General features: G+C 37.3%; 11 protein-coding genes. 10 read left to right on the forward strand and 1 reads right to left on the reverse strand.

Annotation, left to right across the window (positions count from 1 at the left end):
- Positions 1–185 precede the first annotated feature (185 nt).
- From CI949_RS02895 to CI949_RS02925, 7 genes are all read left to right on the forward strand, one after another.
- Positions 186–2,603 (forward strand): Lon protease family protein, encoded by a 2,418-nt coding sequence (locus CI949_RS02895; RefSeq protein WP_114488907.1) that lies wholly within the window; start codon positions 186–188, stop codon positions 2,601–2,603.
- A 96-nt stretch (positions 2,604–2,699) separates the two neighbouring features.
- A complete protein-coding gene (gene nagA / locus CI949_RS02900; protein WP_114488906.1) occupies positions 2,700–3,845 on the forward strand; it encodes an N-acetylglucosamine-6-phosphate deacetylase in 1,146 nt (381 codons plus the stop codon).
- A 162-nt stretch (positions 3,846–4,007) separates the two neighbouring features.
- A complete protein-coding gene (locus CI949_RS02905) occupies positions 4,008–4,448 on the forward strand; it encodes an Hsp20/alpha crystallin family protein (RefSeq protein ID WP_108140688.1) in 441 nt (146 codons plus the stop codon).
- A 185-nt stretch (positions 4,449–4,633) separates the two neighbouring features.
- On the forward strand, positions 4,634–5,704 hold the full coding sequence (locus tag CI949_RS02910) for an alanine/ornithine racemase family PLP-dependent enzyme (RefSeq protein ID WP_114488905.1): 1,071 nt from the start codon (positions 4,634–4,636) through the stop codon (positions 5,702–5,704).
- Between the two features lie 16 nt (positions 5,705–5,720).
- Complete coding sequence (locus CI949_RS02915; RefSeq protein WP_181248181.1) at positions 5,721–6,656, forward strand: lysine exporter LysO family protein; 936 nt, start codon at positions 5,721–5,723, stop codon at positions 6,654–6,656.
- Positions 6,657–6,746: 90 nt separating this feature from the next.
- Entirely contained in the window at positions 6,747–7,232 is a 486-nt protein-coding gene (locus CI949_RS02920; RefSeq protein WP_290762869.1) for a GAF domain-containing protein, read from the forward strand.
- A 40-nt stretch (positions 7,233–7,272) separates the two neighbouring features.
- On the forward strand, positions 7,273–8,004 hold the full coding sequence (locus CI949_RS02925) for an HAD family hydrolase (RefSeq protein ID WP_290762872.1): 732 nt from the start codon (positions 7,273–7,275) through the stop codon (positions 8,002–8,004).
- A 62-nt stretch (positions 8,005–8,066) separates the two neighbouring features.
- On the opposite strand, the gene CI949_RS02930 is transcribed toward CI949_RS02925, so the two are convergent.
- Positions 8,067–10,361, reverse strand: a complete 2,295-nt coding sequence (locus CI949_RS02930) for a family 65 glycosyl hydrolase domain-containing protein (RefSeq protein ID WP_290762874.1) — start codon at positions 10,359–10,361, stop codon at positions 8,067–8,069.
- A 175-nt stretch (positions 10,362–10,536) separates the two neighbouring features.
- On the opposite strand from CI949_RS02930, the gene zupT reads away from it, so the two are divergent.
- The 3 genes from zupT to CI949_RS02945 all read left to right on the forward strand — a co-directional run.
- Positions 10,537–11,346 carry a zinc transporter ZupT gene (gene zupT, locus CI949_RS02935; protein ID WP_290762876.1) on the forward strand — a complete coding sequence of 270 codons (810 nt, stop codon included), beginning with the start codon at positions 10,537–10,539 and terminating at the stop codon, positions 11,344–11,346.
- 54 nt (positions 11,347–11,400) lie between these two features.
- Positions 11,401–12,216, forward strand: coding sequence for a ZIP family metal transporter (locus CI949_RS02940; protein ID WP_108140676.1), 816 nt, complete (start codon positions 11,401–11,403; stop codon positions 12,214–12,216).
- Between the two features lie 382 nt (positions 12,217–12,598).
- The coding region (locus CI949_RS02945; protein ID WP_290762879.1) for an anthranilate synthase component I family protein at positions 12,599–13,722 on the forward strand (1,124 nt) is incomplete at its 3' end.

Here is a 13,722-nt window from a genome sequence, read left to right on the forward strand (position 1 = left end):
CTTAATTGAGAACTTTTTTCAACAATCATTAGCATATTTTTCCTAAAAATGATTGCAAAAAGCAGTTGGTTTTCGAGGCAGGATATATTTGCTTTTTGAAGAATTAATAAATAAAGAGTTTATGTTAGAATTTTCTTAACTAATGATTTTAAAATAATAATTTTGCAGCAGAAGGAGTGAAAAAAATGGATAAATATAAAATTCCTATTTCAAACTTAGATTTTAATTTTAAGGCAGAAGAACTCGATTTTGAAACAACAGAAGAACTTTCTGCAATTGATGAAGAAATAATTGGTCAAAATAGAGCAGCTGATTCGCTCGATTTTGGAATGAGAGTTAATAAGAGCGGCTATAATATTTTTATGGCTGGAGAATCTGGAACCGGAAAATCAACATATGCTGAGAATATGGCCGAAGAAAAATCAGCCAAAATGGAGCAGCCGAAGGATATTTTATATGTCTTTAATTTTTCTGAGCCCGAAAAACCAAGAGTGATGAGGGTACCTGCTGGAATGGGCAATGATTTAAAAACTGATATGGAAAAAATAGTCGAAGAACTGCAGGAAGAAATCCCCCGTGCATTTGAAGGAGAGGAGTATGAGGCTGAAAGGAAAGAAATTTTAAATGAGTATCAGCCTAAATCCAATAAAGTAATGCAGGAGTTTGAAGATTCCGCTCGAGAAAGAGGGTTTATGCTGCAGAATACCTCGCAGGGTCTGGTGCCTGTACCAATTGATGAGGATGGAGAACCAATCTCGCGCGAAGATTTTCAAGAGATGGATGATGAGAAAAAAGACGAAATCAGAAATAAAAGTCAAAAAATCCAGAATGAAATTTCTCAGATAATGAGGGAGATTCGTTCGATTAAGGAAGAGGCACAGGATGAACTGGCAGCTTTAGAAAAAAAGATAGGTATTTCTGTTGTTCAGCCAATAATCTGTCACCTGCAGGATAAATATGAAGACTGTGAGGAAATAGTTAATTATTTAGAAGAAGTTCAGGAGGATATAGTAGATAATATCGACCGCTTCCGCAGTAATGATGAGGATCAGCAAAATCCGTTTCTGGCAATGCAGCAGGATGATGACGGCAGCTTCTTTATCCGCTATCAGATCAATATTTTTGTTAATAACAGTAAAACTGAAGGAGCCCCAGTGATTTATGAGAAAAACCCCACTTATTATAACCTATTTGGTAAGATTGAGGGTAAAAGCCAGTTTGGAACTATTACCACTAATTTTACAATGATCAGAAGTGGTTCACTGCACCGGGCAAATGGAGGGTTTTTAATTGTCCATGCCAAAGATCTGCTGACAAATCCCTTCTGCTGGGATACTCTCAAGCGGGCTTTAATTAATCAGGAGATCACAGTTGAAAACATTGGGGAACAGTACCGAAGTGTACCAATAATTACTTTAAAGCCGGAAGCAGTTGAGCTTGACCTAAAAATTATTATGATCGGTTCTCCCTATATTTATTATTTACTATATAATTATGATGATGAATTTTCTGAGCTCTTTAAAATTAAAGCAGATTTTGATATTGAAATGGAGAGAAACAAAAAGAATATAGCAAAATTTGCTGACTTTATTTCTTCAGTGATCAATAGAGATGAGCTTAAAGAATTCAGTGCAGAGGCAGTTGCAGCAATGATTGATTTCAGCTCTCGTCTGACAGGTGATCGCGAAAAACTTTCAACTAAATTCAATGAAATTATAGAGATTTTAGTAGAAGCAGATGTCTGGTCAGATAGTTTTGGTGAAGAAATTGTCAGTGCCAGCTCTGTCAAAAAAGCAATTGATGAAAAGGAGAGGCGCTCCAATCTGCTGGAAGAAAAAATTCAGGAGCAGATTGATCGAGATCACCTTCTGCTGGATGTTAGCGGTAGTGAAATTGGTCAAATTAATGGGCTTTCGGTTTATCAGGCCGGTAATTACAGTTTTGGTCGTCCAGCCCGAATCACAGCCCGCAGTTATCTTGGTAAAGAAGGAGTTATTAATATTGAGCGGGAGGCCAAGATGAGTGGTCGGATTCACAGCAAAGGTGTTATGATTTTAACCGGTTATTTAGGAGGTAAATACGCCCAGGATTCCCCACTCAGCCTTACAGCTTCGATTGCCTTTGAGCAGAGTTATGGTGGAGTTGACGGTGATAGTGCAACCTGTGCTGAAGTAGTCGCTCTGCTTTCTTCCCTGGCTGGAATTCCAGTTCGGCAGGACATAGCAATTACAGGTTCAATGAATCAAAAAGGAGTTGTTCAGCCAATAGGTGGAGTCAACGAAAAGATTGAAGGTTTCTTTAAAGTCTGTCAGGCTAAAGGACTTACTGGTGAGCAGGGAGTGATAATTCCCCAGCGAAATCTGGATAACTTAATGCTGAATCAGGAAGTGGTTGAAGCAGTAGATCAGGGTAAATTCAACCTTTACAGTATAGATGATATTGATCAGGCCCTGGAGATTATGCTCGCTAAAGAGGCGGATCAAATCCACAGTGCTGTAAAAGAAAAATTAGAAGAATATGCTGAGCTGGAAGCAGAAAATTATGGAGAGCTAGAAGAAGATGAAGAAGAAAATAATGCAGAAAATAATAGCGATGAAGATTAAATAAATTAGTCCAGCAATTTATCTGAATAAAAAATGTTGTTGATTTTCTTTAAATAATATTTAAAATCAGATAGATTGTAGTTAGAGGTGAAAATAATGAGAAAAATAATTAAAAATGCAAATATAATTTTAGAAGATAGAATAATTAATAATGGTTCATTAATTTTTTCGGAAGCAGAGGCTGAAATTGAAAAAGTGGCTGCCTATAATCTAAGTGAGGAAGCTGAAATGGAGGTTATAGATGCCCGGGGTGGTTATCTTGCTCCGGGAATGATCGATACCCATATCCATGGTGGTGGAGGTTTTGATACCATGGATGCTTCGACTGAGGCCTTAAATAAAATCAGTAAAGTTCTGGCCTCTCATGGGGTAACTTCTTTTCTGCCGACAACTATGACAATGGCCAGAGATAAAATTCAGGCTGCTCTGCAAAATATTCGTCAGGCTAAAAAAGAGGGCACAGATGGTGCTCGGGTTCTGGGAACTCATGTTGAAGGACCATTTATTAGTCCTGATTATATTGGCGCCCAGAACAGTGAAAATTTAATTAAGCCAGAGCTTGAACTTTTAAGAGACTTTTATGATGTAGTAGAAATTGTAACTATGGCTCCTGAAGTTGAGGGAGCACTGGCGCTAATTGAAGAACTTAACGAGCATAAAATTACTGCTTCTGCCGGTCATTCTGCCGCAACTTACGAAGAATTTCAGCAGGCTTATCAGGCAGGAATGGATCACTTTACCCACTTATATAATGCGATGACCGGTCTGCACCACCGCAAACCGGGTCTGGTTGGAGCTGCCTTTGATTCGGAAGCTACAGTAGAATTAATTGTTGATTTGATCCATCACCATCAGGCTGTCGATCGGTTTACCATTCAGGCCAAGGGTGTCGACAGAGTAATTTTAGTTTCCGATGGAATGGAGGCAACCGGCTTAGAAGAGGGCGAATATGAGTTGGGCGGCCAAAAAGTAATTGTCAAAGATGGGGCTGCCAGACTTGAATCCGGTGTTTTAGCAGGCAGTGTTTTAACTCTTGATCAGGCAGTAAGAAACTTACTTGAAGTTACAGATCTAACAGTTCCAGAAATCTTCAGAATGGTAACTTTAAATCCGGTTGAAAAATTAAATTTAGCCCATAAGTTGGGCAGACTTAAGTCCGGTTATCAGGCTGATCTGGTGCTTTTTGATCAGAATTTTAAAGTTCAGAAGACCTTTGTTAAGGGAAAAGAAATAAGGCAATAAATTTAAGAATTATATAGATTGAGAGAGCTAATTGCCTTTAATCTGTTTTTAAAACTGAAATTTACTCTTTTACATTTTTGACCTTCCCTGACTTTGGGCATATAATATAAGTAGATAATAAAAGTGAAAAAATAATATCAATTTAAATTCGGAGGTGGTTTTATGTTTGATTTAGTACCATTTAGAAACCGCAGTCGGAGAGATGTTGCTGAAAGAGAAGAAGATCCTTTCAACAGCCTGGTTTCCGGTTTCTTTGATGATGTTATGGATTTTGCCGGACGCAGTTTTAGAGCTGATATTAAAGAAAGTGATGACGAATACACTATTGAAGCTGAAATGCCAGGCATGAACAAAGAAGATATCAATCTGGAAATTAATGATGATTATCTAACAATTTCTGCTGAGCACAAAGAAGAAAAAGAAGAAAAGAAAGAAAATTATATTCGTCGTGAGAGAAGAGCTGGCAGATATAGCCGCAGTTTCTATCTCGAAAATGTAAATCAGGATGATATTAAGGCAGAATATGAAGAAGGTATTTTAAAGGTTCATCTGCCTAAAGAAGAAAAAACTCCTGTTAAAAAGCGTACAATTGATATTGAATAAATTTTTAAGAAGATCTAAATTACCCGACCTGATGGTCGGGTTTATTTTTTATCTGAAGTTAATTAATTGAAGAATTTATAATTGTGAAGTATAATATAGTTATAGTTTAGTAATAACTATTATAATTTAAATACTAAAATAAACAATTGAGGAAAAAGTTAATTAAAATTTTAGGAGGAAGAATTTTGAATTATCCACAGCTTGATATTTATTTAAAGCAGATAGAGGAAAATGCAAAAAAACTTCAGAGAGATTTAGCAGCTGATGAGATTAAGTTAACAGCTGTTGTTAAAGGCTTTGCTGGAGACTTGAATATATTTAAAGCCTACCAAAGGGCTGGAATTAAGAGTATAGCTGACTCACGTATTGAAAATATTATAAAGTTTAGAAAGGCAGGATTTCAGGATGAGATTTTAATGCTCAGAATTCCAATGCTTTCTGAAATTGAAGAAATTGTTCCTTATATTGATGCTTCTCTCGTAACAGAGTTAAAAACGGCAGAATTATTTTCAAAAAAAGCAGCGGCAGCTGGCAAAGAGATAGATTTAATTATAATGGTAGATATAGGTGATAGAAGAGAGGGGATTCTGGCTGAAAATTTAAGCGAACTGGCCAGGACTATCGAATCTCTGGCAGCAGTTAATTTAAAGGGGATCGGTACCAACCTGGGCTGTTTTGCAGGCATTATTCCTGATAAGAATAACACTGAGAAATTAATTAAGATCAAAAAAGGCCTTGAAGAAGAACTGGGCAGAGAACTTGATATTTTATCAGCCGGTAATACAGCAACTCTCAGACTGCTGGCAGATGAAAAGTTGGCCTCTGAAATAACAAATCTCAGAGTTGGAGAGGCTATTTTGCTGGGTACAGATATTATTAATGAGAGCCTGATTACAGGTCTTAATCATTATAATTTTAGGCTGCAGGCAGAAATTGTTGAGCTGCAGGAAAAGCCCTCCAATCCTGAGGGGGAAATGGCTTTTGGTGGAGCAGGTAGAGGCCAGATTATTGAAGATAAAGGCTTAAGGAAAAGAGCAATTCTGGCAGTTGGAAAACAGGATATTGACTATCACGGCCTTTATCCGGAACTGGAAGGCTTAGAAGTGCTTGGAGCCAGCAGTGATCATCTAATAACAGATATTACTGATACCGATGAAAAGCTGGAAGTTGGCGATATTTTAACTTTCAAAACCAATTACAGTGCTATGCTGAGGGCGATGACTTCTCATTATGTAACAAAAAATTATATAGAATAGAGCTGGAGGGGTATTTTTGGATTTTTATTTAATAATTCTTTTCTTGTTTACAGGAATAATGCTTGGGTTCTGGCTGGAAAAAGAAAATATCTTTGTAAAATTTGCTGATTTAATTACGAAAGTGGGACTGGTGATTTTACTGCTGGCAATGGGAGCCAGCCTGGGCAGCAATGATCAGATCGTATTACAGCTGGGTGAAATTGGGCTTCAGGCTTTTGTTTTTGCAGCTGTTAGCATTATTTTTAGTCTGCTGGCAGTAATTATTTTTGTTAGATTTTTTAATTTAAACAATTTACTTTTAAGTGCTGATCCTGAGACCGAGTCTGAGTTCGAAGATCAGAGTGCAGACAATACAATGACAGTTTTAATTTTTGGCTCAGTTGTTACGGGCATTTTAGCTGGCTATTTTTTACTCAGTGGAGTTGGTCAGGCGTGGCTTGATCCGCTGACAAATTATTCGCTGGCTGTACTACTTTTTGGAGTTGGGATTGATATTGGAGCCAGCCGGGAAGTTCTTGCTGATTTAAAATTGATGGGCTGGAAGCTGCTTGTGATTCCAGTTTTAATTGCTCTTGGTTCACTGGTTGGAGCAGTAATCAGCGGTTATCTTTTTGGCTTTGCGGCCGGGGAGTCAGCAGCAGTTGGAGCCGGTTTTGGCTGGTACAGCCTGTCTGGAGTTTTAATTTCTAAATTACACAGTGCAGAGTTGGGATCACTTGCTTTTTTGAGCAATGTTTTTCGAGAACTTTTAACAGTTATGATTCTGCCCTTAGTAGTTAGATATTTTGGCAGTCTGGCAGCAGTTGCCCCTGGAGGAGCAACTACGATGGATGTGACCTTACCACTGGTTAAAGAATCAGGTGGAGAGGCGGTTGTGATTCCAGCGTTTGTTAGTGGGGCTGTGCTTTCAACCCTGGTACCGATCTTGGTTCCTTTATTTTTAAATATTTAAGCTGGAGTTTATATTTTTAATAAATTTCTTTAGCATTTGACAGTAAAGAGATATATTTTAATCAATTGAGATTAGAAAGGGATGAGTTTTATGAATAAAAAAGAAGAAAGCCTTAAAGAAATGAATCAGGCTCTGAGAGCATTAATTGAGCCCGAAGGAGACTGGCTGGCAAATATGGCAAATAGTTCAGCTCTGTTATTTGATCAGATGGATGATCTAAACTGGGCAGGTTTTTATATCTGGAAAAAAGATCAGCTTGTCTTAGGACCTTTTCAGGGTAAAACTGCCTGTGTCAGAATTGATGAAGATAAAGGCGTTTGTGGTACAGCCTATTCGCAGCGAAAGATTATACTGGTTGATGATGTCCATGAATTTCCCGGTCATATTGCCTGTGATCCGAATTCCCGTTCTGAAATTGTACTGCCGGTAATTGTGGGGGGAGAAGTTATAGCTGTTTTAGACTTAGACAGTCCTAAAAAAGCTCGCTTTGATGAGTTTGACCGCAAATATTTAAAAGAATTTGTTGAAATTTTAGTAGATGAAACTAATTTTCTACCACTGATGGAGAAATTTTAATTAGAGAAAAGTTTTATTTTAAATTCTAGGAGGTATATTCTTGTTTAAAGATAAAGAAGTTTTTCTTTTCGATCTGGATGGAACTCTTTTAAATATTGAAGTTGATGAGTTTTTAAAATATTATTTTGGTGCTCTTTCGGAAAAATTTAGTGATTTATGTGACAGTAAAGAAGAGTTTATAGGACTTTTGACTGCTTCTACAGAAAAAATGATTAGAAATGATGGTTCCAGATCCAACCAGGAAGCATTTATGGATGATTTTATGGAAAAGCTGAATGTAGAAGAAGAGGATGAAGCTCAAAAAATTAAGGGGCGTTTTGATAATTTTTATCAAACAGATTTTAAGGAGCTCGCTAAGTATTTTAAGTTGGATAAAGAGACTCCAGCTGAAATAATTAAATATTTAAAATCAAAGGGCAAGAAGCTGGTACTGGCCACAAATCCTCTTTTTCCGGTTGAAGCAGTGGAAGCGAGGCTGGAATGGGTTAATATTGATCCCACTGATTTTGCCCTGATAACAAATTATGAAAACATGAGTTATGCCAAGCCCAATCCGGAATATTATCAAGAAATATTAGAAAAAATCGAAGAGAGTCCTGATAACTGCCTGATGATTGGTAATGATTTAAAGGAAGATGCCATTGCCTCCAGGCTGGGAATTGAAACTATGATTGTAGAAGATAAGCTGATTGAGCGGGAAGACAGCAGCTATAATATTAGCTGGCAGGGAACTTTAAAGGAGTTAAAAGAATTAATTAAAAAAGAAATATAATATTGATAAATATAACTCCAGTCGGGACTTAAGCCCAACTGGAGTTTTTGAATACCGAGTTACTATTTTTCAACTGTGACATCTTCTGCAGCAGTAAGCTGATATTCCTGATCATAAACTTTTATTTTTAATTCTTCCCCTGTTTCGAGAGAAAAGCTTGCTTTTTTCTGATCAACTTCAACTTTAATTCTGCGGCCTCTAAACATGATCATAAACTCAAAACCATCCCAGGCTTCCGGTAAAAATGGTCTAAACTGAACCTGACCATCTTTAACTTCAAATCCAGCAAAACCTTTAACAATTGACATCCAGGTTCCGGCCATACTGGTAATGTGGAGGCCGTCATCTGTATCAGTATTGTAATTATCAAGGTCCAGGCGGGCTGTTCTTAGATATAACTGATAAGCCTTTTCTTCCCGTTCTAAATCTGCTGCCAGAATTGAATAGATACAGGGAGAAAGTGAAGATTCGTGGACTGTCCGCGGTTCGTAAAAGTCATAGTGGCGGGCAATACTTTCCTGATCAAAATCTTCTTTAAAGTAATAGACACCCTGCATTACATCTGCCTGTTTGATATAGGGTGAGCGCAGAATCTTATCCCAGGACCAGTTTTTATGCAGTGGAATATCTTTGTCGTCAAGATCAGAGACTAATTTCTGTTCTTTATCAAGGTAACCGTCCTGCTGAGCATAAATATCAAAGTCTTCCAGATAAGGATAATACATTTTTTCTGTCATATCCTGCCATAGCTCCAGCTCAGAATCTTCAATTCCCAGTTCGGAAATCCAATCCTGATATTTATCCGGATCATTTTCTTTTATTTTTTCTAAGTTTTCCAGAGTATATTTTAGAGTCCAGACAGCAATTCGGTTGGTATACCAGTTATTACTAACATTGTTTTCATATTCATTTGGGCCGGTTACCCCTAAAATCATATATTTTTCTTTGCGGGGGTTAAAGTGAGCCCGGTCAGCCCAGAAGCGAGAAATTTGTGCCAGAACAGGGATTCCATATTCTTTTATATAATTATCATCACCTGTATAATCGACATAATCCTTAATTGCATGAGCAATAGCTCCATTGCGGTGGATTTCCTCAAAGGTGATTTCCCATTCATTGTGGCATTCCTCACCATTAATTGTAACCATCGGATACAGAGCACCCTCCAGACCTAATTTATCTGCGTTTTCTACAGCTTTTTCTAAGTGGCGGTATCTGTAGAGCAGTAAATTACGGCCAACCTCTTCACTGTGGGTTGAGAGATAGAAGGGAAGACAGTAAGCTTCAGTATCCCAGTAGGTTAAACCACCGTATTTTTCACCGGTAAATCCTTTTGGCCCAATATTGAGGCGGGGATCATGTCCGGTATAGGTCTGGTTTAGATGAAAGATGTTAAAGCGGATTCCCTGTTGGGCCTCTGGATCTCCCTCAATTTTAATATCACTTTCCTGCCAGATTCTGTCCCAGGCTTCTTTATGCTCAGAAAATAGCTCATCAAAACCCCGGATAGCAGCTTCAGACACCTTATTTTTAGCTTTTTTACTGACCTGATCATCCTTATAATCGCGGCTGGTGCAGACAGCAATATATTTATTTAACTCGATTTTTTCTCCTGCTTCTGCTTTAAGTGTGATTTTATTACCAACATAATTTTCTTTTCCAGGACCAGTCAGCAACTCAACCTCACGTTTATTTTTATTTAAATCCCACTCCATCGCTGCAGCCACAACAAAGTCAGATTTTCTGGTTTTCATAGTTAGACTTGCTTTGCCTTTACTATTTTCTTTTCCTAAACCTTCCCAGAAAAACTCATCATAGTTGGCATCCTCATTTTTGACATCGCCATCAAGATTGGGGATCATCACAATCTTAGATTTTTTATCCAGAGGACGAAGAGAGTATTTAACAGCTGCAATTTCTTTATTTTTCTGGTCTAAAAAGCGCTGCTCAACAATTTCAACCCTATTATCTTCAAGCTCTACAGTAAAAGAGCGCTCAAGATAGGCTTCTTTCATATTTAAAACTCTTTTAAAATCGCTAAATTCTACCCTGTTTAAGTCAATTTCCTGTCCATCTATTCTTAAATCTATTGCAATAAAATTAGTTGCATTTGCTATTTTAGCAAAATACTCCGGGTAGCCATTTTTCCACCAGCCAACAATTGTTTTATCAGGATAGTAAACTCCAGCAATATATGTACCCTGCAGGCTGTCACCACTGTAGCTTTCGGCAAAATTGCCGCGAAGTCCCATATGGCCATTACCCAGACTCATTACACTTTCAGTAACTCTGTTATATTCTTTATCAAAACCATTTTCAATAACTTTCCATTCATCAACTTCAAAATATTTTTTCATAACTTCCACCTGCCTTTCAGCTAAATTATATCAGAAAAGAGAGTTTATTGAAAGTGCTTCCAATTTCTTAAAATTTGATTTCTGCTTTTAATTTATAGCTGAATATTATATGATATAAATAACTAATAATAATTACTGAAAATATTGGGGTAAAATAATTGAAAGAGGTGATTAGGTGGACCCAGTTATTTTAGCTTTTTTATTAACACTTTTTGCAGGCCTGGCAACAGGGATCGGTAGTATTTTAGCCTTTTTTAGCAAGAGGAGAAATGCTTCGTTTTTATCTATTTCTTTGGGCTTTTCAGCAGGGGTGATGATTTATGTTTCCTTTGTTGAAATATTTTTTAAAGCAGAGGAATCTTTAGTTGCCTATTATGGACCAGAAAAAGGTCAGTGGGTGACAGTCCTTTCATTTTTCGTAGGAATTTTGATAATTGCTTTAATTGATAAGTTAGTACCTGAATATGAAAATCCACATGAGCCTCGTTCGGATACAGATCTTTCACATTTAAAAGCTAATGATTTTGAAGATCATGAGAATTTAGAAAGAATGGGTGCTTTTTCAGCTCTGGCAATAGCTATACACAACTTTCCTGAGGGGCTGGCAACTTTTGCAGCTGCTCTAAGTGATCCGGCTTTAGGTATTTCTATTGCAATAGCAATTGCTATTCACAATATTCCAGAGGGTATATCTGTTTCTGTGCCGATATATTATGCAACCGGGAGTAAAAAGAAGGCTTTATTTTATTCATTTATTTCCGGTCTGGCAGAGCCTTTTGGTGCCTTAATCGGATATTTTGTACTTCGCTCATTTTTTAATGATATGGTATTTGGATTTCTTTTTGGTACAGTAGCAGGAATTATGGTCTATATTTCTATCGATGAGCTTTTACCTACTTCCAGGAAATATGGTAAAGAACATCAGGAGATTTATGGTTTTATAGCTGGCATGGGAGTAATGGCTGTCAGCTTATTGTTATTTTAAAAGTAAGATTAATTTTATTAAAATAAATAGAATATGATTATTGGAGTTGATATTATGTTTTTAGATTTTTTAGTTACTCTATCACCAATAACTCAGGCGCTGCTTGCAACACTATTCACCTGGTTTGTGACTGCTCTGGGGGCTGGTATTGTTTTCTTTTTTACTGATGTGGACCGAAGACTTCTTGATGCTATGCTTGGTTTTGCTGCAGGTGTAATGATTGCAGCCAGCTTCTGGTCTTTACTGGCTCCTGCAATAGAAATTTCCGAAAATCTGGGAGTCGCAGGCTGGATTCCGGCGGTGATTGGATTTTTAATGGGAGGAATATTTCTGCGTCTGGTTGACATGGTTCTGCCGCATCTGCATCCTGCACTTGCCAAAAGTGAACCTGAAGGTATTAAAACAAAATGGCAGAGAAGTGTTCTACTTGTGCTGGCAGTTACATTACATAATTTTCCGGAAGGCTTAGCTGTAGGAGTTGCTTTTGGTGCAGCAGCAGTTAATATTTCTTCTGCATCTATTGCCGGAGCAGTTGCACTGGCAGTTGGTATTGGTCTGCAGAACTTTCCTGAAGGAGCTGCAGTTTCAATTCCTTTAAAAAGAGAGGGGCTTTCTGCAAAAAGGAGTTTTCTTTACGGTCAGTCTTCAGGTATTGTAGAACCTATTGCTGGAGTTATGGGTGCGGCTGGAGTTTATTATATGCGACCAATTTTGCCATATGCATTAGCTTTTGCAGCGGGAGCAATGATCTTTGTTGTTGGGGAAGAATTGATTCCAGAAGCTAACTCAGAAGGAAATAGTCATTTAGCAACAACGGGATTGATGCTTGGTTTTGCAGTCATGATGTTTTTAGATGTTTCACTCGGGTAGTAAATCAGTTTTTTGTTGATAATCAGCATTTTAATTAAGCCGCTCAAGAATTATTTTCTTGACTTATTTAAAAAATTCAGTTATACTTAAAAAAATTAGAGATTAGAAGAGCCCAGATTAGTAGAGAAGAGTTAGAGATGAGATTAGCAGAGCCAATATTGCACTTAATGGGCCAGATTTATATCTATTTTATATAAATTTGGCTTTTTTGTTTTAGTTAAGAAGTGATTTTAAGTTTGCACTTTAAATCACGACTAAAACGAAATTTAGGTATTTTAATACCCAAAAATCTCTTACTAATAACTACGGTCAGGCTTTAACCAAGCTCTGGCCGTTTTTTGCATTTGTGGGCGAAAATTAGAGAAGTAAGAGGAGGAAATTTATGCAGACTAAAGCTGAATTTTTGGACCTAACAGCAGAATATAATCTAATTCCAATTTATGAGGAGTTTATAGCAGATACGGAAACCCCAATTTCGCTTTATAAAAAATTAGCTCTAAACCAGGATTACAGCTATCTTTTGGAAAGTACAGAAAATGACCGCTTTTCATTTATCGGACTAAAACCGGCAGCAGTTTTAAAAAATGAAGAGGATTATCTGGAAATAATAGAAGCTGGCGAAAGCAGAAAAATTAAAGACCAGGAGATTATTCCTTATCTTCAGGATTATCTCAATCAACTTGAGGTCTATGAAGATGAGAAGCTGCCGCCATTTTCCGGAGGCTTTGTTGGCTATTTTAATTATGAGATGATCGAAAAATGGGAAGATATCTATCACCTGGAAGCAGATAAAGAATTAAAAAAAGACAATACACCTTTGAGTATGCTGGTAATGACTAAAATCATTATTGCCTATGATCATCTACACAATACGGTTAAAATTATCAACAATTTAAAAATAGATGCGGATTTAAGCAGGCAGCAGAAAGAAGAAATTTTTCAGGAAGCAAAAAAAGAGATTAATCAGGTAAGAAAAAAAATCGAAAACACTGAATCAAAATTAAAACCGGCAGTAGCCAACTCTAATCCCAAAGATTCTAAAAAACTAAAGTCGAATACTAAAAAGGGAGAGTTTAAAAAGATGGTGGAAAAGGCAAAAGAACATATCAGAGCCGGAGATATATTTCAGATTGTTCTTTCCCAGAAATTCTCGATAGAAAATGATCTGCCGCCATTTAAAATTTACCGGGCTTTAAGATCGATAAACCCCTCACCCTATTCTTTTTACTTGAATTTCCCGGAAATAAGAATTATCGGTTCCTCACCTGAGGTGCTGGTAAGGGTAAGAGATCAAAGGGTTCTGACTCGACCGCTGGCAGGGACCAGACCCAGGGGCAGAGACAGCAGAGAAGATCAGGAATTAAAAATTGATTTACTAAATGATGAAAAGGAAAAGGCAGAACACACAATGCTGCTGGATTTAGGCCGTAATGATTTAAGCAGAATTGCAGCCAGAGGAAGTGTGGAAGTAACAGAACTGATGGAGGTTGAGTTTTATTCCAAGGT

The sequence above is a fragment of the Halanaerobium sp. genome, assembly GCF_003070835.1.

Coding starts and splice junctions, on each gene's coding strand:
- CI949_RS02895 (WP_114488907.1), top strand. CDS start 186: ATGGATAAATATAAAATTCCTATTTCAAACTTAGATTTTAATTTTAAG.
- CI949_RS02905 (WP_108140688.1), top strand. CDS start 4,008: ATGTTTGATTTAGTACCATTTAGAAACCGCAGTCGGAGAGATGTTGCT.
- CI949_RS02920 (WP_290762869.1), top strand. CDS start 6,747: ATGAATAAAAAAGAAGAAAGCCTTAAAGAAATGAATCAGGCTCTGAGA.
- CI949_RS02940 (WP_108140676.1), top strand. CDS start 11,401: ATGTTTTTAGATTTTTTAGTTACTCTATCACCAATAACTCAGGCGCTG.
- CI949_RS02930 (WP_290762874.1), bottom strand. CDS start 10,361: ATGAAAAAATATTTTGAAGTTGATGAATGGAAAGTTATTGAAAATGGT.
- nagA (WP_114488906.1), top strand. CDS start 2,700: ATGAGAAAAATAATTAAAAATGCAAATATAATTTTAGAAGATAGAATA.